At 50.5% G+C, this 20,319-nt stretch carries 16 protein-coding genes; all 16 read right to left on the reverse strand.

The window, feature by feature from the left end:
- Window positions 1–7: 7 nt before the first annotated feature.
- The 16 genes from DVH26_RS20205 to DVH26_RS20280 all read right to left on the reverse strand — a co-directional run bounded on the left by DVH26_RS20205 (window position 8) and on the right by DVH26_RS20280 (window position 20,315).
- Entirely contained in the window at window positions 8–1,357 is a 1,350-nt protein-coding gene (locus tag DVH26_RS20205) for a sulfatase family protein (RefSeq protein WP_239624616.1), read from the reverse strand.
- 102 nt (window positions 1,358–1,459) lie between these two features.
- On the reverse strand, window positions 1,460–2,503 hold the full coding sequence (locus DVH26_RS20210) for a formylglycine-generating enzyme family protein (RefSeq protein ID WP_239624617.1): 1,044 nt from the start codon (window positions 2,501–2,503) through the stop codon (window positions 1,460–1,462).
- Entirely contained in the window at window positions 2,500–4,035 is a 1,536-nt protein-coding gene (locus DVH26_RS20215; RefSeq protein WP_239624620.1) for a sulfatase-like hydrolase/transferase, read from the reverse strand. The genes DVH26_RS20210 and DVH26_RS20215 overlap by 4 nt, the downstream gene beginning before the upstream one ends.
- Window positions 4,036–4,063: 28 nt before the next feature.
- Complete coding sequence (locus DVH26_RS20220; protein WP_239624623.1) at window positions 4,064–5,575, reverse strand: ABC transporter substrate-binding protein; 1,512 nt, start codon at window positions 5,573–5,575, stop codon at window positions 4,064–4,066.
- 34 nt (window positions 5,576–5,609) lie between these two features.
- The gene (locus DVH26_RS20225) at window positions 5,610–6,455 is read right to left on the reverse strand and encodes a carbohydrate ABC transporter permease (RefSeq protein WP_239624625.1); all 846 of its coding nucleotides are present in this window, start codon (window positions 6,453–6,455) and stop codon (window positions 5,610–5,612) included.
- Window positions 6,456–6,469: 14 nt separating this feature from the next.
- Complete coding sequence (locus DVH26_RS20230) at window positions 6,470–7,378, reverse strand: carbohydrate ABC transporter permease (RefSeq protein WP_239624627.1); 909 nt, start codon at window positions 7,376–7,378, stop codon at window positions 6,470–6,472.
- Between the two features lie 289 nt (window positions 7,379–7,667).
- The gene (locus DVH26_RS20235) at window positions 7,668–8,774 is read right to left on the reverse strand and encodes an ABC transporter ATP-binding protein (RefSeq protein WP_239624630.1); all 1,107 of its coding nucleotides are present in this window, start codon (window positions 8,772–8,774) and stop codon (window positions 7,668–7,670) included.
- 114 nt (window positions 8,775–8,888) lie between these two features.
- Window positions 8,889–10,187: an ABC transporter substrate-binding protein gene (locus tag DVH26_RS20240; protein WP_239624633.1), complete on the reverse strand. Its 1,299-nt coding sequence runs from the start codon at window positions 10,185–10,187 to the stop codon at window positions 8,889–8,891.
- 381 nt (window positions 10,188–10,568) lie between these two features.
- A complete protein-coding gene (locus tag DVH26_RS20245; RefSeq protein ID WP_239624635.1) occupies window positions 10,569–12,026 on the reverse strand; it encodes a sulfatase-like hydrolase/transferase in 1,458 nt (485 codons plus the stop codon).
- A gap of 16 nt (window positions 12,027–12,042) precedes the next feature.
- Window positions 12,043–12,342: a hypothetical protein gene (locus tag DVH26_RS20250; RefSeq protein WP_239624637.1), complete on the reverse strand. Its 300-nt coding sequence runs from the start codon at window positions 12,340–12,342 to the stop codon at window positions 12,043–12,045.
- A gap of 110 nt (window positions 12,343–12,452) precedes the next feature.
- Window positions 12,453–14,090: a sulfatase family protein gene (locus DVH26_RS20255; protein ID WP_239624639.1), complete on the reverse strand. Its 1,638-nt coding sequence runs from the start codon at window positions 14,088–14,090 to the stop codon at window positions 12,453–12,455.
- Window positions 14,087–15,391, reverse strand: a complete 1,305-nt coding sequence (locus DVH26_RS20260) for a Gfo/Idh/MocA family protein (protein WP_239624642.1) — start codon at window positions 15,389–15,391, stop codon at window positions 14,087–14,089. Before DVH26_RS20260 ends, DVH26_RS20255 begins: the two co-directional genes overlap by 4 nt.
- Window positions 15,392–15,783: 392 nt before the next feature.
- Window positions 15,784–16,035: a hypothetical protein gene (locus DVH26_RS20265; protein WP_239624645.1), complete on the reverse strand. Its 252-nt coding sequence runs from the start codon at window positions 16,033–16,035 to the stop codon at window positions 15,784–15,786.
- A 137-nt stretch (window positions 16,036–16,172) separates the two neighbouring features.
- Window positions 16,173–17,681 (reverse strand): sulfatase family protein, encoded by a 1,509-nt coding sequence (locus tag DVH26_RS20270; protein WP_239624648.1) that lies wholly within the window; start codon window positions 17,679–17,681, stop codon window positions 16,173–16,175.
- Window positions 17,682–18,070: 389 nt separating this feature from the next.
- The gene (locus tag DVH26_RS20275) at window positions 18,071–18,928 is read right to left on the reverse strand and encodes an AraC family transcriptional regulator (protein WP_239624650.1); all 858 of its coding nucleotides are present in this window, start codon (window positions 18,926–18,928) and stop codon (window positions 18,071–18,073) included.
- A gap of 85 nt (window positions 18,929–19,013) precedes the next feature.
- Window positions 19,014–20,315 carry a glycoside hydrolase family 27 protein gene (locus DVH26_RS20280; RefSeq protein WP_239624653.1) on the reverse strand — a complete coding sequence of 434 codons (1,302 nt, stop codon included), beginning with the start codon at window positions 20,313–20,315 and terminating at the stop codon, window positions 19,014–19,016.
- Window positions 20,316–20,319 lie beyond the last annotated feature (4 nt).

Here is a 20,319-nt window from a genome sequence, read left to right on the forward strand (position 1 = left end):
CAAACGTCTAATTTCGGGCTTCCAGCTCCGATACGCGGCGCTGGCCGCTCATCTTCTCCTCAGTAGTGAGGATCACCGCAGGCGCCTCACCTGCTTCGGCCATGCGTCGCAACAGGCGCTCCCGCAATATTTCGGTGGTCTGCCGGTGCGACTGGAAACCGATCAGGTTCGTCAGTTCGTATGGATCGGCCTGCAGATCGTATAGGAACTCCTCTGCATAAGTATCGGATGAAGCTTTATTGCGGTCATGCTGCTGTGAAGATACCGAATATTTCCACCGCTGTGTACGGATCGCGCGTCCGGTTTGTGCTTCGCTGATTTGCACGAACACATCGTCCGGCCAGTCGGCCGTCTCCCGGCGCAGCAACGGCAGGATGGAGCGTCCCTGCATCGATTCCGGAACCGGAATACCCGCGGCATCGAGCAGCGTCGGCGGCAAATCGATCAGGCTGACCAGCTCCCGGATTTGTCCTCTGCTCGTAAAGCCCGGTCCGGTCAAAGCAGTTGGAACTCGGATGGAGCTTTCATGGCAGGAACGCTTGTACTCGCCGTTACGCGTCTTGAAATGGTTGCCATGGTCAGAGGTAAACAAGATGATCGTATCGTCCGTCAGCGAAAGGCTCTTTACGGCGTCAAACACGCGTCCGAGCGCTTCATCGAGACGCTTCACCATTCCATAGTAACCGTCCAGATGCTGCGCGCTCGTTCCTCTGAGCGCCGCCAAATCCGGCGGCGTCCATCTGCCGGTATAGGTGTTCGCATATACGTCCGGGGAGGGATAGTCGTCCCGGTGGTTTTGATGGTGCGGCTCTAGATACGATACAAACAGGAAAAAGGGTTCATCCTGACGCTTATTGATATAACGAATCGCCGCATCTGTCAGCGCGTCCACCCGGTAGCCGGGCAGCTTCACCAGCTCGTTATCGTTATTGTACACAATGGTATCATACGCATCCGATGTCCTTTCGAGCGCATTCGATGCCAGCCAATATTCATATCCGCCCCGCTTCGATTCGGTCACCGGATTTTCACCCGCCAAATGCCATTTCCCGATATATCCGGTCGTGTATCCGGCTTCGCGGAAATAATGGGCAAGCGTCTTGGAGCTCTCTGGCAGCGGAATCGAATTACGGAAGCACCCTGTTGTCGTAGGATACAGTCCGGTTTGCAGCACTGATCGTGCAGGACCACACACCGGCTGGCAGGTGAATGAATGATACAAATGAGTGCCGCCCGCCGCCATACGGTCGAAATTCGGAGTGAGCCCCAGCGGATTGCCGTGCACTCCTGTCGTATCCCAGCGCTGCTGATCGGTAAAAAAGACAATGACGTTCGGTTGTGAATTTCGTTTGGCCATGACCCTTTCACTCTCCTCTAGTCCGTTTATGAACGCTTCTAACCATTATTGTACGAACCGTTCGGTGTCGATCATTACACCGTTTCTATTGAAAATTATGCGTTATGCGTCTTTTGCACATCGAAAACCGAGATTGCCTGTCGAGCTGTCCGGCGTGTTGGAACTACGCGCAGCGACGCGGTAACGATTGCAGTACGATTTGTGGCACAAATACGATCCGCCCCGCATCACACGGTTCGTGCCGTTCCTAGGTCCCTGCGGATTTTTCGTAACGCCGATGGCTGCCGGATTTGGGCTAAACCAGTCGGCACACCACTCCCATACATTACCTACTATATTATAGAGACCGTAACCGTTTGGCGGAAAAGATAGCGCCGGCGCCGTAGCGATATAGCCGTCACTCGCATTATTCTTATCGGGGAATTTTCCCTGCCAAATATTGCAAAGGTGCTTACCGTCCGGCTTCAGTAAATCGCCCCACGGATACCGCTTTTGCACCAATCCGCCCCGGGCCGCATACTCCCATTCCGCTTCCGTCGGCAGCCGTTTGCCGGCCCATTTGCAGTATGCAGCCGCATCGTTCCAGGAAGCATGGATCACCGGATGATCCAGCCTGTCGCGGATCGAGGAGCCTTCTCCCTCCGGCTGACGCCAGTTCGCCCCTTGGACGGCGAGCCACCAGGGCACGCCGGGGACATTCTTCGTATCCGTCTTGCGAACGGGATCCTCAACAAATAAATGAAACACGAAGGACCACCCGAACCGTTCCGCTTCGGTAATATATCCGGTATCCCCAACAAAATCCGCGAATTCCGAGTTGGTCACGGTCGTTCGGTCGATATAAAAAGGGGAAAGCTCCACTTCTCGAACCGGTCCTTCCCCATCGGCAGGAAAGCCTTCCGCATCGTCGGTCCCCATAAGGAACGTGCCGCCCGGCAGGAAAACCATTCCGCTGGCGGTCTCTATCCCAACCTCATTGTCGGACTCGACTTCCTTGCATCCGATTGCTCCTGAACCCGGCGCCCCGTCAGTGTACGGAGCCGTGTTCCCCCCGCTTACGCTTTCGGCTGTCACAGGGGCGAACGCCACCTCTTCACGGCTTTGCTGGCTTATGGAGCAGCAGGACGGTTTATTAACAGGATTCATTGCTGTCCCTCCTTTGCACCCGCGATCTCCCTCTGCGTCTCGAATACGGGATCATTGCCGCCCGGATCTTCCGGGTTCCACACCTCATGCCAATCCGGTCCGACCTGCTTGCCCCACTTTGCGATAAATGCTTGATCCTCATGACGCCGTAAAGAAGAAGCGATCAGCGCATCCGGATCCCAGTCTTGCAACGCAAGGCCTTTTAGTTTCTGAACGAGCCCAAGGTATTCATCGCTTTCCGCCAGGTTGGTCGTTTCATGGGGATCGGTACGGAGATCGAACAGCTGCACCGGCAGATAGTTATGGTAATAAATAAGCTTATTGTCTCCCTGCCGGACCATCCGAATCGCGGAATCCTGCGGCGTCAGCAGCTCACTGTATACCGGAGGCATGTGCTCCCATACGGTGCCTTCAATCCCCCGGCCATACAACAGTGGGGACAAATCGTTCCCGGCCAGAAAAGATGGCAACGGCGATTGTGTCGCTTGAAGGAACGTCGGCGCCAGATCGATCAAACTGACCGGCGTATCCACCTTGGCGCCCCGGACGATGCCGCCCGGTCCGCCATGACGCAGCGGATGCCATATCATCGGTATACGCAGCGCGCCGTTGTAGAAGCTTCGCTTCCAGAACATGCCCTTGTCCCCGGCCATTTCCCCGTGATCGGACACATATACGATCCACGTATCTCCCGGCAGTGCCTCTGCCGCCTTGACGATTCGCCCGACCAGTTCGTCAAGCCGGTATACAAGGCCGATATAGTTCGCCCTTGCTTCTGTGAGCTGCTCCGGTGTAATTTGCTCCGCCTTTAACCGACTAAACCAATTCTCATGCCACGGATGGCGAGGCAAGCTGTCCAGAGTGATCGGCGCATCGCCGTCCGCCATTGCCCGAACTGCCTGTTCGTAATTCACCTGCGGGCTGATGAACGGATGATGCGGACCGTACAGCCCAACGGTGATGAACAGCGGCTGACCTGTGCCGGAACCATCGCGGGACGCGGCAAACCGCTCAAACGACTGGGTCACCTGCTCGTCATATTGCTGCACCGGGCTGCTTCCCGGACCTGCCGTCTCGATTGAGCGCAGCCCTTGACCGGACGTCCCTTTCAAGGCACCATACTTTGTGGAAGGCCCGCCCAGATACGTCGGAGTAATATCGCCGACAAGTCTGTGCTTATACCCATGCCGCTGGTCCGGCCCGACAAAGTGCATCCGGCCGCACAGCACCGTCTCGTAACCGCCCAGCGCAAGTCCATGCACAAAGGTCGGTATGTCCGACGCCAGATGATCGCTGTTGCCGAACACGCCGGTCTGGTGCGGATAACGTCCCGTTAGCATGGACATGCGGGAAGGCACGCATAACGGCGAATTGCAATAGGCTTGTGTGAACTGAACGCCGCCTTCAGCCAGCCGGTCCAAATTCGGCGTGAGAACCACTCGGTTGCCCGCGCAGCCCATAAAATCTCCCCGGTGCTGGTCCGATACGATAAATACGATATTCGGCTTACCATTAGAATTCATTGAACTCATCGAATGTGCTCCTCTCCGTCCCTTGCAGTTATTTCAACGCTTTATAGTCATCGCCAGTGTAATCCTTCTTCGGATCCCAGTTCGGAAACTTGAAATCATCCGGGCTAACATTTCCTCCGGACGCCTTCACCTTGTTTACAGCCTCCTCAAGTCCTTTGTTCAGCTTATCGTTATATGCTTTTAACAAGCCAGCCGCATCCTTTTGCGTCCCGGACAGCACGGACTGCAAAATATCGTTGAATCCCGGCTTCACCTTTGGCTGGTCGAGCGTTCCCAGTTCGACGACGACCTTGGCGGTTTGCGCATTTTTTACCGCATAATCTGGCCTTACCCTCAATAAATCTTTATGAAGCTGCATAAACGTATTGAACTCGGGATACGGATACAGCGATTTATTGTTATTAATGCTCTCGATTGGCGTTAGTGCGACTCCGCTTTTCAGGTAGCGCTCGTAGAATATCGGGGCGGTAAACCCGTTTTCAAGGAAAATGCCGACTTCCTTCGGATGCTTTGTCTTCGACGAAATCATATATCCCGACGGATTAACCGGAACGTAGTAGTAGGTCGGCTTGCTGCCGTCCGGCGTCGGCACCTGGGCGAGACCAAATTTTGCATCCGGGGTATCCCGTTTGACGATCCACATCCGGGCACGGCCGTCAATCAAGAACGCCGCCTTCCCCTGCCCGAACATGATGCCCGCTTCCGCTCCTTTCAGCGTAAAGGATGAAGGCAGGATGCTACCGTCCTGCTTCAGCTTGAGCAGAAGATTGAACGAATCCAACGTCGCCTTGGAATCATAGGCATACTTGCCTGTCTTATAGTTGAAGCCGCCGGCTGCTTCCGGAGAAGCTCCAGCCGCCAAGGCGTTCACGAAGTTGACGACACCCGAGTTGCCCCCGGATTCCCCGCCACCAAACACGACACCAAACACATCGCCTTTTCCTTTAGCCGTGACCGTCCGCGCCATTTCTATCAGCTCATCCCATGTCTTCGGCGGCTTCTCCGGATCAAGGCCGGTTTGTTTCAACACGTCCTTGTTATAATATAGAATCGAGCCGAGCTGCGGACCCGTAAGCGGCCAGCTGTACGTCTTGCCGTCGATCACGTTGACGCCTTCCACAAAGCTCCCCTCGAAAAACCGGCTTTTCCAGCTATCCGATACGAGACCATCAAATGGAAGCACATGTCCGTTGGCGACAAACGTACGTATATCCGAGCTCGATGGCGTCTGGTAAATATCCGGCAAATCGTTTGAGGCAATCGCGGCCTGAATCGCCGTATTGTATTCCGCTGCAGGCATATATCTTGCTTCCACGCGGATTTGCCCTTTGTACTTTTCATTAAATTCGTTGACCATTTGCTGTCCGGGACTCTCCTCACCTTTTAGGAAGTCGCTTAAGCCCCAAACGGTAAGGACCGCTTCTTTGCCGTCACCGGCAGTTTGGCTACCTAGATCCGAAGTATCCGAGCAGCCTGCCGTTACCAGCAGTGCTGCGCCAATAGTTCCGGCCACTGCTGATTTCCAGTAGTTCTTTTTCATATTGCTCACTCCTTGTTTGTCCTTCGCTTTGATGTTAAGATTTCACGGCGCCAACGACGCCCTCGATAAAATATTTTTGCAGCAGCAGAAATACGATCAGAATCGGAATGAGAGAAATACTGGCCGCAGCCGCCATTCCTGTCCAATCCAGCGTATTCTCTCCTACGAATTGAAACATACCGACCCCGAGCGTACGCAACTTCGGTTTGCCGAGCGTAAATACGAGTGGCATCAAAAATGCGTTCCAAGTAAACATAAACTGCATGATTGCTGTCGTTGCAATGATCGGTTTGGAAAGCGGCAGCATAATCTGCGCGAAGGTTCGAATAAATCCGCTCCCGTCCACCTCCGCCGATTCCCCCAGTTCTTTAGGTAAACCGCGGAAATAGGCCACGAACAACAATATAAATAAGACGTGCGCACCCCCGGCCTCCGCCAAAATAACACCCCACAGCGTATTGTTGAGCCCAAGCTGATTGACCAGTGTATAAATTGGAATGATCGTATAGCCCTTCGGCATGAACATCGTTGCGGTGATCGCCGAAATAAAGAGCAGCCTGCCTTTGAAGTGAAATCTTCCCACTGCATAGCCCGCCATGGAGCATACGACGATGACAATGGCGACAACGGCGACCGTAACGATCACGGTATTCCAGAAGTAAACGGAAAAATGCGCCGTCTCCCAGGCCCGTTTGTAATTTGCGAATTGGAATTGCTCCGGCCACAGCGAAATGCCCGAGCTGATATATTCTTTGTTCGTTTTAAAGGCAGCCATGATCATCCAAATAAAAGGATATATCCAGACGACCCCAAGTCCAGTCAGCAGCAAATGAACGAGCAGCACGAACGGCGAGCGTTTTTTGATTTTTTTGGTCGACATAGCTCTCCCCTCCCCTAAACTTTCCCGCCTTTACGTCCCCCGGTCATCTTCACTAGCAGCCCCAGCACGAGCGAAATCGCCATGACGACGATGCCGTACAAGACGCCTGCAGCGGATGCGAAGCCGACCCTCGCCTCCCCTTTGCCGGAAAATGCATAGCGGTATATATACACGTCGACCATGTCCGTCTTGAACGCCGGTCCTCCGTCCGTCATTGCCTTGACAAGATCAAATACATGTAGTGCATTGACAGCGGACATCAGCAAAATGACGCTTCCGACCGGCAATAGCAACGGGACAGTAATGTACCGGAGCATCTGAAGCGGACCCGCACCGTCGATTTTCGCCGCTTCAAATATCTCCTTCGGAAGAGACTGGATACCGGCCAGCCAATAGACCATCTTCATCCCGAAGCTTTTCCATATGCCAACGATCACGACGACCAAAAACGCCGTATCGATCGAGCCGAGCCAATCGACGGGTTCGCTTAGTATCCCGCCCCGGATAAGCACCTCGTTTACGAGCCCTTTATAGGCGCCGAAAACGAAACGCATGACCAGGCCCACAACGGCCGTCGTCGTCACGACAGGCAAGAAATAGAGCATTCGGTAAAATGCCTTTCCTTTCAGCCAATCGGCATTCAACAGCAATGCCATCAGCAGCGCGAGAGGCACCTGTATCAAAACGACGTACACCATAAATGTCAAGCTGTTGCGGAACGCGTTCCAAAAAATCGGATCATAAAGTGTCTCTTTGAAGTTTGCTAAGCCTGCATAGTCCTGCAGCGGCCCGAATCCGCTCCAATGGAAAAATGCGTACACATAACTCATGATGATCGGATACAACGTAAAGAGTAAAAATAAAGCAAGCTGCGGTGCAATGAACAGTAGGCACCATAACTGTTTTCGTGTACGATAATCCACACGCTCCCGCTTCCCGCGCATTCCCTTTTTTCCGCTGCGTAAACCATAAGATGTCTCCTTCCCTACGAGCAAGTCAAAAAAAAAAGACGCAGCTCCTCTATGGGAAGCGCGTCTCCGGAGGTCCGGTCAACTGCACTTTTTTTAAAGTCGTTAATTCCAGTATGTTTAGTTGGAAATTAGTATAAACGGATGTTAGCACCACTGGAGAATGTTTGTCAACCTCTTTTTTATAAAATTTACCCAAAAGCAATCCCATTACATCGGACATCACGTTATTTACTACTGGTATTTAACTCAATCGTTCTCCGGTATCGAAATGAAAAAACAACGCCTCGGATACATTTGGAGTAACATATACTAAATCATCTTCAACATACTGAATCTCAGGGCTAGCTCGGATGGTAAGTAACTGTTCCTGACCGATGTCCAAATGCAGGTAGCGGTCTGCCCCCATCAGCTCGTTGTACTTATGAAAACCTGGAATTCCTGCGATTTCAGCTGCTTTCCCCAATTCCATATTCTCCGGCCGTATTCCTAGTGTTACGATACGGTTCACCATTTTGTTTTTGATCAGCATATTCGATGCAATTTCAGGAATATTTAGAGAAAAACGTGGGGTGTGAAATTCGAGCTTTCCGGGTATATTCTCCAGAACGCGGCCCTTAATGAAGTTCATTGGTAGCGACCCGATAAAGCTGGCTACAAAAGTATTGTTCGGTTTGGAGTAGATACTTTCTGGCGTATCAGCTTGTTGAATTACCCCCTCCTTCATGACCACAATACGATCCCCCATCGTCATGGCTTCAACTTGATCATGGGTAACATAAACAATCGTCGTTTTAAGTGACTTATGAAGCTTAATGATCTCAGTACGCATTTGCATGCGAAGCTTCGCATCAAGATTGGATAGAGGTTCATCCATCAGGAAAACTTGCGGATTACGGACGATAGCGCGTCCCAAAGCCACACGTTGTCTTTGTCCCCCGGAAAGCTGTCTCGGTTTTCGGTCCAAAAAAGGCTCTATTTCCAAAATGCGCGCAGCCCTCTTCACTGCAAGATCAATCTCATGTTTCGGCAACTTACGTAATCGAAGACCGAAAGCGATATTCTCGTAAACGTTCAAATTGGGATATAGCGCATAATTTTGGAATACCATGGCGATATCCCGGTCCTTTGGCGGTAAATCGTTGACTAGCGTATCCCCGATATAAATCTCACCCTCGGTCACGTCCTCAAGGCCTGCAATCATCCGTAGCATTGTAGATTTGCCGCATCCAGATGGGCCTACAAGCACGAGAAATTCCTTGTCTTTTATTTCAAGATGGAAATCCTTCACGACCGTATGCTTGTTCTTGGCATATCTCTTATACAGATGATTAATCTCTATTGTGGCCATCCCGTACCACCTCCTAACGTTCTCTAAGCTGCTGTTTGTTAATAATCCAGAGAAACTTGCTGGTTTCTCACGAAACACCAGCGTTCAAACCATTTTTTCATCTTGAAGTGATCTTTATTTGTTGATTGCCGCTTCGATTTGTTTGTTAGCCAGCTCCTCTGCTTCCCGCAGCGCAGAGTTAATGTCTGCTTCTCCTTTAATCACTTTGTTCATAGCCGTTGCGATCTGGTTTTTAGCAATATCGGAATATTTATCGCTAAATCGAGGTTTTGCGGGAATGATCTGAAAAATAGCGGCAACATGCTTTCCTTGCAGCGTTTGGAGTCCAGAGCCAAAGCTTTCTTTGTATTTCGGGTCTTTCAAGCCCGACTGCCTTCCTCGCCGGGTCTTCTCCAATTGGGTCGCATCCTCCGATACAACTTCGATCACTTTGAATGCCGCCTCTTTATGTTTGCTGGTGGACGTAATTGATAATGTATGGACGTCCGTTTCGCTGCCCGTTTGGGGAGCTTCCGGGAAAGTGGGATAGGAAACCATGTCCCAGTTCAGCGGGACACCCTGTTTATGCAAATCTTCCAGCTCACCGAGCCTTGCTCCGAGCTGCGGCATCATCGCCAGGTTGCGGTCTTTCATAAACGCCGTAATGTTGTTGCCTGGCTGGTTGCCCTGAATATCCCAAACAGCTTTATTCGCCGCGAACACCCGGAGCCAGCCTTCGGAAGTCAGCGTAGCTTTTCTCGTATTCGGATCGTAAGCCCCAATCGATAACTGTCCCGCCATTCGATCCACATCGGCGGGGTGAAGACCGTAATAAGGCTGGCCGTTTTCCGATCGGGTCACTTTTCGGGCAAGACTAGTCACCTCGTCCCAGGTCATGCCGTCCACGGGATAAGCTTCGCCGAACTTATCGAAAATATCTTTATTGTAGTACAGCACGGAGAAGTTGACGGAGAATGGAATTCCGTACAACTTGTTCGGATCTCCGCCGTTCGTTCGGATGGCATCGATCGTGTACGATTCGAACCTACTCAGATCGAATCGCGTCGAACGAACCAGTTCCGTCAAGTCTTCGACGGCTTTCAATTCCTTGATCTCCCGTAGCGTTCCGGGATTGGCGAACAATAAATCCGGCAGACTGCCGCCGGACAGAAGACTTACCGGCGATGCATCCTGCGTCGAACGGACCAATTCTACCGTAATGTACGGATATTTTTTTTGAACCGGTTCTGCGATCAAAGCTCGAAACTCTTCATCGCTTATGTTCGCACCCCTCTGGTACAACGTTAATTTGACCGGTTCAGGTACCTCCTTAACCGTTTCAACTGAACTGGTAGACTTATCCGTTCTTTCGCTGCATCCTGAAACGATTAAAGTAGTCAAGACGGTCGTGACGATCAAACCTTTAGTAACCATAAACCGATGCCCCCATTTTATATTAAATAATCCAAAATGAACCTTAAATCATATTAATCATATTAAATTAGTTGGTTTAATTCAGGATAAAGAATTTGACGGTAGAAGTACATATCATATCGTCTTGTATTTTTTATCATTTCGTTTAGTACATTTTTCTCTGGGAATGGCACTGTCTGAAGAGGACAGCGGCTTTCCGATATGCTCCCTGAAGAGCGGACGTCATGGCCGCGTGTCCTGAACGACTTTTTCCTTTCATGGGTAAAATTCGTCTGCCGGTTAATGGAGCCGGTTATAAGGCGTTCGAAGGTTGTATCTTTGACAGTCACTTCAGTTAACTCTCCTTGAACAGGAAATAATCTGAATGGAGTTCGAGTTCCATCAAATCAGCGTTGTACCCGTTTGCTCTTTGAGCTTCACCTCGTAGACCGGCTTTCGCAATCCGCTAAGAAATTGTTCAATTGCAGTCAGGTGTTCCTGAACGACAGAACATAAATGTTCTTCATAGGCCACGTTCTGCGTTTCATCCGGGTCGTTTTTCATGTCGTACAGTACGTAGCGATACTCGGGCTCTTCATGTGTATACTGTATGAGCTTCCAGTTCTCGGAACGCGCCATCACCTGCTGAGGCACACTATCTACGCTCTTCAATCCCTGTATGCTGAAGGTGAACTTCTTCGCTCTACGGGCTTCCTTTCCGTCCTCTCTACTGACAATGGAGTCGGATAAGTCTTCACCGGATAGGTGATCAGGCAGGTGTTCTAGCGCTCCCGCCAAGCCGGCAAGGGTCGGAAACAAATCTACATGGTTGATCAGCATGTCGTTGACTTCACCTTCCGGAACGATACCCGGCATCCGGATAATAAGGGGAACACGAGAAGAGGAATCGTACATCTGGTTTTTAAGCCACAGACCTTTTTCACCGGCCATATCACCGTGATCGGAGAAGTAAACAACTACCGTGTTCTCTTTAAGACCAAGCTCGTCAAGCGTATCCAACAGACGGTTCACATTGCTGTCCATCCAGCTGATGCTCCCGTAATATCGCGCCCGTGCCAGTCTGTGCATTTTCTCCGTATTTTGAAACCACCCGGCCTTCTCCGCCATTTTATAAACCACCGCGTTGCTCTCGAGCTCACCGGGAACGGTTTCCGGCAGGTCAATCTGTTCAGGATCATACATATAGTAGTATTTTTCTGGCGTGTTCCAATACCAATGCGGCTGAACGAACGATACGTGCAGGAAAAACTTATCTGACCGATGCGTCTTCAAGTATTGAATCGCTTCTTCCAACATAATGACATCGTTTTCTAACGATTCATCGTTGACGACTTTGCCTTGTAACCGCGAGGGCTGTTTTCCACCGTTACGAATGTCCGTTATCGAATCGAAAATAAGTTTGTCGTCCGGATCGAATATGGGCGGATTCAATGCTTTTCGCGTCTTGATTTCCTGTGGAATGTGCTCCGTACTATAGCGATAATCGTAGCCGTATTCGTAGGACTCATGGTTGGTGTGCATTTTCCCGATACATGCCGTCGTATAGCCATGCTGCTTAAAATGATGCGCCCAAGTCCGGTTTCGTTTATCAAACACGTGCGAGTTACTGAGCTGCCCATGCTCCAACGGATACTGTCCGGTGATAAAGCTTTGCCGGGTCGGGGCGCAGATCGGATACGCGCAGTAAGCCTTCGTAAACAGCGTTCCCTCGCTGGCGAGCCGGTCTAATCCCGGCGTTCGGATGATGGGGTGGTTCGCGCAGCCCATGATTTTGGCATTATGCTCATCTGATGTAATAACCAAAATGTTCCACCCTTTTTGTTTCGCTGTACTGGCCATTTCTGTGACTCCTCCCTTAGTACCGCATATAATATATGTTTTCCGCAACCCGCTCAATAATCGGAGTATTTACAATGGTGTTTTCTATCCTGTAATCCTCGCAATATTCCTTTTCCTCCAAAATACCCATATCGATAATAACAATGTCTGTTTTCCTTCGTAAAAGCTGATTCGTTTCATTAATCATATTAATCCCTTCTTCTGGCCCCATGACCCGGTTCTGGTTGCAGGCGAGCATTTCCGAATTTTCGTAACGAGCCAACTGAACTAAGTGTGGAAGTGCCCGCCCATAAACAACGGGTGACGCCTCCATCACACGTACGTGGTTCCCAGTTCTTCCAATGCGGCCTATGGATAAGCAGGAACGCTTATGATCATGTTAAGCCATGGTCAGACTCCTCTCCTGTTGAAACAAATAAACTATATCTACTTGAAGAGCTCCCGAACCGCAAGTTCCTTATCCTTGGCAAAAGCTTCCCATGCCCGCAAAAACTTTTCCACATATTCTGGCTCGTTGCATATCTCATTAAGTTGTATACCGTTTTCACCTTGAAGCGCCCATCGGCATTCGCGGATGTACTGCTCCCCTCTTTCACTCGGTCCTCGTTCGTCCATAGTATGGAATTGGATATTGCCGTACTTCGCACCAGTCCTGATTCCTTGGCCATCCACAGCGAGGAAATTATTTTCCCGGATCGCGTTTTCCGGCCCCCATCTCTCTTCATAACGAATCGCCTCGTTTTTCAGTCGAGCTATGACCCACTCCGGTTCCTTCCCGGTGCCAATAAGGTTGTGAAGCTCCTGCGGGTCGTTCTCCAAATCGTATAGCTGTTCGGTTCCTTTATTATAAAAATAAACATACTTATACTGTCGGTCCCGTACCATCACCCAGCGGTTCTTCCCTTCACCGAAACTACTAGTTTGTAGTTCTCGATTGCGTCGAGGGTGGAGGGCAAAGAGCGATTCGCCGGGAAGCTCATAAGGTGAGTCAGGATACGCCAAGCCGCACGCATCCAAACACGTGGGCATTATATCCAACAAATCGACAAACGCCTCCGAACTGGTCCCGGCTTTTACTTTTTCCGGATAGCGGACAATGAACGGGATGCGCACGGAGCCGTCATAGGGGAGCGATTTTTGAAAAAAACCTTTATCATACAACATATCTCCGTGATCTGATGCAAAAATAACGAGCGTGTTATCAAGAATTTGTTTCGCTTCCAGGTAATCGAGCAGTCGTCCAATATGAAAATCCACGTGCGTGACGGAAGCATAATAGGCTTCTCGGATTGCCCGAATATTTTCAGGGTTCTCATCATCCCCATACCAGACACTCCCAGGCTCCTCAAACGGATAGCTGCGCGTTACTGGAGAAGGCTGAGGAATCTCTCGGTCCCGGTAAAGTTCGCGATACTCGTTAGGCACGGCCCACGGCGGATGAGGATGGATCCATGAACAGAACAGAAAGAATGGTTCCTCTCCGTTTTGTTCCAACCAATCCATCGCTCTGTCCGCTACCCATCGGTTCGGATGATGCGCTTCTTCCATCTGCGGTTGCTGGGGAATATGGTACAAATTTGCTCTGATCCCATGAATGTTCTGAATTGTCCCTAGACCTTGTTCTGCCAAGTAAGAAGCGTACTGATCGTCTTGACGACGTTTTGGGATTTCTTCCATTAGAATCAACTCATTGTACCCATGATGCATCCGGCTCGGACGAAAGTGCATTTTGCCGATGGCTGCGGTTCTGTAATCATTTTCAGAAAAAATACGGGCGACGGTCGGCATACTGTAGTCTTTAATAGGACGGCTTTTGTCGTTCGTGAAATAGCCGTGCGCCCTTCCCGGGAGTCCGGTCAGCAGATCGTGCCGGGCCGGCATGCACACGGGATTGGAGCTGTGTGCATGCGTATACAGGCATCCCTGAGCAACCAGACGATCCAGATTCGGCGTCTCCATATGGCGGTTCCCTGCTGCCTGAATCGTATCGAATCGCTGCTGATCGGTGAATAGAATGAGCACATTTGTACGCTTCTCAGCTTGCTTTTCTACCGGATTGCTCATACTCGCACCTCCTCCCGGTTAGGTTCCCGACCATCATCCGGTCTGCCTGATCTTATCGAGTGAGCATAATCGGACAGCTTTACGGTATGTCCAGTCACCCGAGAGTGCTCTGCGGCAAAAGCGATCATATGGCTTTGGGCTGATACTGCTGCACCAGATTTGCTTATCAAATTACCGGTACGAATTTGGATCAAGAAATCGCGCATGATCAGAAAATCACCGCCTCCGTGTCCTCCTTCAACCTTTTCCGGAAAGATCGTTTCCTGTTTGCCGTTATAGTAGTTTAAGGTGATTTCGTTTTTCTTTCGATAACCACGGATTTCACCCAAAGTCCCCATGAGCTTGAACGACCTGGTTCCCTCGCTGGCAAAACCGGTCATCGTGAACGAGACGGTAACATCATTCTCGAACAGCAAATTCACCACCTGGTGATCCACGACGTCATTGTCGCAGTGAAATACGCATCGTCCGTACGGACCTTCCTGAATCGCCTTCAACCGAGCCTCTAAGGACGGCTGTAGACTGACCGCATTGTACCAGCCCCCCTGCTTCGTATGGTAATAATTCCTAATAGCCGAATACGGGCAGGTCGTTTCAACTGCGCAGCCATCCGTACACCGTTCCGTCGAACCGACGGGTGCGTTTTCTTTGCGAAAGTATGTCAGTTTACCGAAGGAAGATACGGAGATACAGCTGGAACCGATTAGCCACTGCAGTAGATCCAAGTCATGGCAGCTTTTTTGTAAAATCATCGGGCTCGATTCCCCGGCGTTCCTCCAATTCCCCCGGACAAAGCTGGTAACATAATGCTCATAATAGACGTGTTCCGCCCACTGTATCGAGATTAGCTCGCCAATGACTTTGGAATCGAGCAGCCGTTTCAATTCATGATAATACGGATTGTAACGCATCGTGTGGCATACGCTCAAAATGCGGCCGCTCTGTTCCGCTTTGTCCGCAAGACTCAGCGTCTCCAACGGGTCGTGTGACATCGGCTTCTCAAGCAAAATGTGATAACCGATGTCCAAGGCGAGCATTGCCGGCGCATAATGCTCCCGGTCCATCGTGCATATGAGCAGTGCTTCACACAGTTTAGGCTGTGCCAGCAGTTCCTTCCATGAGGCGAACTGTCGTTCAGGCGGAATGCCGTGCTGCTTGGCGAACAGCTCGCGTTTTTCCGTATCAGGCTCCGCAACCGCTATAAACTCAATCTCGTGCGGTCGCTGCAAAGCGTAGGTGCCGTAGGCGTTCCTTCCCCTTTTGCCGGCTCCTACTAAGGCCGCTTGAATTTTCCGATTCATAGGTCTCCTCCTGACTCTGTAAGTAGATGACTGCTGAATATGTAAACCGAATATTCTATCGATCGCTGTAGTCCTCAGATTCATTTCATTTTACACGGGGTTTGCGGTTGAACTCCGGGGACAAAAGCTGAACTATGCTTATTCAGAACGATTCCGCCCACACTGCTACTAATTCATGGACTTTAAGATCCATATAATCGACGCCCTTGCTTCGGCGTAAAGCATCCGAACTCAAGGGCCGTCGATCTGATTCAATTCCGATTTTTAATTTCCCACCAAGATTCCCTGACCGTTCAGCGAGACATACACTTTGCCATTTTCGCCTACACTGATATCTATAGGAAATCCGGTATTGCTGTGATAAAAGCTGTCGGCGATATCCTGGCCTCCATTCATAGAAACGCCGAAGCCGCCAGACCGCCGGCTATCCCAAGAGCCGCATATACCTTATTGGCTGTCACCGGAGAAAAGACCAAACTTGCCACCTGCAGTAGTTGCTCGTTCGTAATGCCGCCGTTAGACATAAGCCAATTGTCTCCTGCATCCGTCGAGCGGTTAATGACCGCTACATCCGCACCGGATAATATAACTCCGTTCGCAAAAGGATCCTCTGCAACGACTGACTTAAAGCCACCGGCGTCCAAACCCGCTCCTTTGAACGTTAGAACAGCATAAGCGGAATGGGCACGTACCCAAGACTCCAAGTGAATACGATAACAAAGGAAAGCAGCGTCATTCTCCATTTTCCCATGGTTATGCCCTTCAAATTTTCGAAGCTTATTTAAGCACCTGATATACGCGGCATCCAAAGCGGCTCCTTGCCGAGCTCAGCCCAAATATACCGCATCATCAACTCTTGCTTGACTTCTAAATGTTCGGGATCGTCCCATAGGTTGTGCACCTCGCCGGGGTCCTTCCACAAATCAAATAGCTCTCCGTAGGTACGATTAAAATATACCGTCAGTTTGTAACGCTCATTCACGTAGGTTCGCAAGTTCATTACAGTCGGCTCCTGATGGTTCTCGCAAATGACATGGTCTCTCAAGGCTGCTTGCTTTCCATTCCAGACAGACGACTGATCTATTCCCGTCATCCTCTGGGGAACGGATAGTCCGGCGATCGACAGAAAGGTCGGAGCCAAGTCTACCAGCGATTGCAGCGAATCCGACGTGGCGCCAGCCGGTACCCTGCCAGGATACCGGACGATGAAAGGGACCCGAAGCAAATCTTCATAGTGGAACGGTCCCTTCGATGTCAATCCGTGGTGTCCATACACATGCCCATGATCGGAGGTGAAGACGACCACCGTATTTTCGGCTAGCCCCAGCTCCTCCAACCGATCGAGGATACGGCCTATGTATTTGTCCATCAGGCTGATCATCCCGTAATATACGGCGATGTCCTTTCGTAGCTTCTCCGGGTCATGCACATGAGTACGGTGTCCGGCACTGAAAAATCCTGATTCCCGATAAGCCCCGAAATCAGGCTGTTTCTGTTGGGTTAAGGCAAAATGCGGCGGATTACGGTCATGCTCTCCTGGATACAATCCCGGAACGTTAACTGCCTGCGGGTCATACATCCTATCCCACGGCTCCGGAGCCAAATATTTTGGATGCGGATCGAAAAAGCTGGCCCAGAGGAAAAACGTCTCCCCCTCCGACTTATACTGCTCAAGCAATGCGTTCGTCCGTTCTGCAATCCAGGCATTATAGTGATATCGTTCCGGAATTGGCCATTGATGCCGGGCTTCAGCATCCATCGTCCCGGTCGGCGCTACGAAATAATCCCGCCAGTTCGCGCAACCCTGCTCCTCCAACCAGAGGACGTAATGCTGCCCTACGGCTGCTTCATTCGTATGCCCGCGCGACAGCTCAACCTGCTGAAAGCCGTAATAAACTTCACTAAACGACCGCCAAAACTCATAATCGTGTACCTTGGCTCGCGATTCCAGGGAAGGAAATTCCTCCGTCTGTCCCAGCGGTTGAAAATGCGCCTTGCCGACGAGTGCAGTCCTGTAGCCGGCGTCCAGAAGCTCCCCGCCTACCGTTAGGCTATCCTCCGGCAGCTTCGTCCCTAGTGTCCAGGCTCCGTGCTGGCTTGGATATTGTCCGGTGATAATCGAGCTGCGTGTTGGCGTACACGTCGGGTTCGGGCAGTATGCGCGCGTGAAGGTCATTCCTTCCCGCACGAGCCGATCTAGGTTCGGTGTCCGCAGCTCCGGGTTGAAAGCGCCGATCGTACTGTAATGCTGTTGATCACTCGTAATCAGCAAAAAATTCGGTCTACTCAATTCGTGGTACTCCTTCCTTTGAACCTATTGTCAGCCCTTAACCGATCAAGCAGCACCTGTGATCGACCGACGTTAGTGTCGTCCTGAATCAGCATTTGACGTAAAAATACTTGCAGCGGCCAGAGACTGCTCGTTTAGAATCGTATTGAACTTTTGGTTCAAATACTGGATCGTAGGATGGTTGTTATTCGGCCATCCGCCGCCATTTGGAAAAAAGAAGCCTGGAACAAGGTTGAATGTTCCGAGGCCTCCAGACGGCTGGTCAGCTATACAAGATTCAATATTGCATTATTCCAATAAAATTTACCGGAATTAATATGCTTATCTTATATGACTTTCCATACCAATGTGAATATCATGTTGTCGGTTTCTTTTGTCATTTAGTCGACTCAACGCCGATCCGCTATATAGCGGGTTGGCGACTTACCGTAATACTTACAGAAAGCTCGGGAGAAGGCAAATAAATCGGGATACCCAAGCGATAATGAAATTTCCGTAACACTCAGCTTGTGATCGAAAAGAAGCTCCAGTGCCCGATTCATCCGCAGCTTGGTCAAGTAATGCTGCGGGCTAAGTCCAAGCAGACGGATGCATTCATTGTAAACATGCGAGCGATGCACCCCGGCTACTTCCACAACATCAGCGACTGTAATCCCTTCCATATAGTGTGTATCCATATACTGTACCGCTCGTTTAAGCCAGTCAACGCTCCCGAAAGTGCTCAAAGAGCTGGAAGGCTGTTCAGAAAGATGCGCAAATAATTGATAGAGCAGCGAGACCAGCTCCAATTCGCCGGCGTTTTTCTTCTTCTCGCGCAGCAAATTATGAATGCGCACGATCACCGGCTCGTGCTCGTAGGATTGGATAGATCTTAGGTAGGGCAGCTCCGGAGTAAGCCCTAGCCGCTTAAGGACAGACTGAGCCTGCCCTCCATCAAAAGCGAGCCAATACATGCGAAGATCGGAATCGGATGCTGAAGCATTCACATGATAACTGTATCGCTGGTGTGGAAATAAGCAGAACAAATCGCCTTTGGACAACGTTACTGTATCATTGCCATACAGGAAGGTGGCGGACCCGCTGATGATAAAGTGAAGTGAATAACACTCAATCATTCTGGGGCCAACCTGATAATCCGCCTTCGCTTTGTTTCGACCGGCGCGAATTATCCATAATCCGCCTGTTTTTTCGAAATCACTTGGCGTATGAAATAAATACTCGGCAAATTCATGACTGTATTCCTTCATCGGCTCTTCTCCCACTATGTCGATGAATGGTAATGTAGAAACAAGACGCCGTCCCCATCAATGACGGCTGACAACACCCTATCAGTCAGAAGAAGTCAGGCGTGTTCCAAATATTGTCGAGAGTGTAATCCCTCCCCTGCTTCAGGGACAGCTTATCTAGAGTAAACCGAACTGACTTTTTTTCCTGATGACGGTTAAAAATGCCGATCCAGCCATCGTCCGGGCTTATTCTATGAGATACCGCCCACACCTCGACTCCGTCTTCTGCGTAAACTCTGGCTCCCATAACGCCGTTTTGATTGCACGCTAGCATGCCACGGTTAGTAATCAACTCGTAAGAAAATTCATCGGAGCTTAACAGATCGCCGCCCATAAATAACGGAGACGCAGCAAGAGCACGGATCGTAATGAACGTATATTTCTGATGGATGCTCAGTCCGTCCATTCGTTCGAATCCTTTGCCGCTAAGTTCCTTCTCGGGTGAGGTCTCCGCTTGTTCTCCGGGTCTTCTCGGCTTCCAAAGTTGCAGATGACCGAACGGGATCATATCCAAGTCAAGCCAGAAGCCTTCCTTCCGATAATCGTTATAAGCATGCCAGGCGTTGAACGCTTTATCCAGGTCGGACCGGTTATCCCAAATGTCCTTTGTCGTTCGCAGCATATTCGCCTGCTGATACACGTTCATATGGACGGGGCTCGTTTGCCCTCCTGGCGACAGGCTGAGCACGATATCTCTGCCGGATGATGCAATCGCGTTAACTAATGCCTTAATCTCCTGCGGATGCCCTGTTATATCATCGGCTTTGATGAAATCAACACCCCAAGCGGCCAGCATATGAATGAGCGAATCATAGAACGATTGCGCTCCAGGTTTGCTCATATCGACACCGTAGTTATAATGGCACCACGAGCACGTATCGTCTATATTGGCAATATCCGCTGCATGTACGTTGGTTCCGTATATCGCTACATTCCGTTCAACCGCTTTTCTTGGAATGCCGCGCATAAGATGGATGCCGAACTTGAGACCAAGCTCATGCACTCGATCGATCAGCGGCTGCAAGCCGTTAGGGAAATACACCTTCGACGGCTGGTATCTGCCATATTCGTCGATATGAACATCGTCCGCATGGCGAACCTTAGGGTAATACGATCCCGTCTCCAGCTCGTATTCAGCAAACCAGCCGTTATCCACGACAAAATATTCATAGCCCGAAGGCTTCAGCCTTTTTGCCATCGCTTCGGCATTCGCCAGCAGTACCGTCTCCGATGCCGCACATCCGTAGCTATCGAAGCTGTTCCAGCCGAGGGGTGGCTTGAGAGTCAAACGAAGCGGCGATGTGATGTCATTTGCGGCTTGATCATCCGCTAGCATGAAAGAAGACATCCTT

Source organism: Paenibacillus sp. H1-7 (assembly GCF_022354825.1).
Classification (GTDB): Bacteria; Bacillota; Bacilli; order Paenibacillales; family NBRC-103111; genus Paenibacillus_S.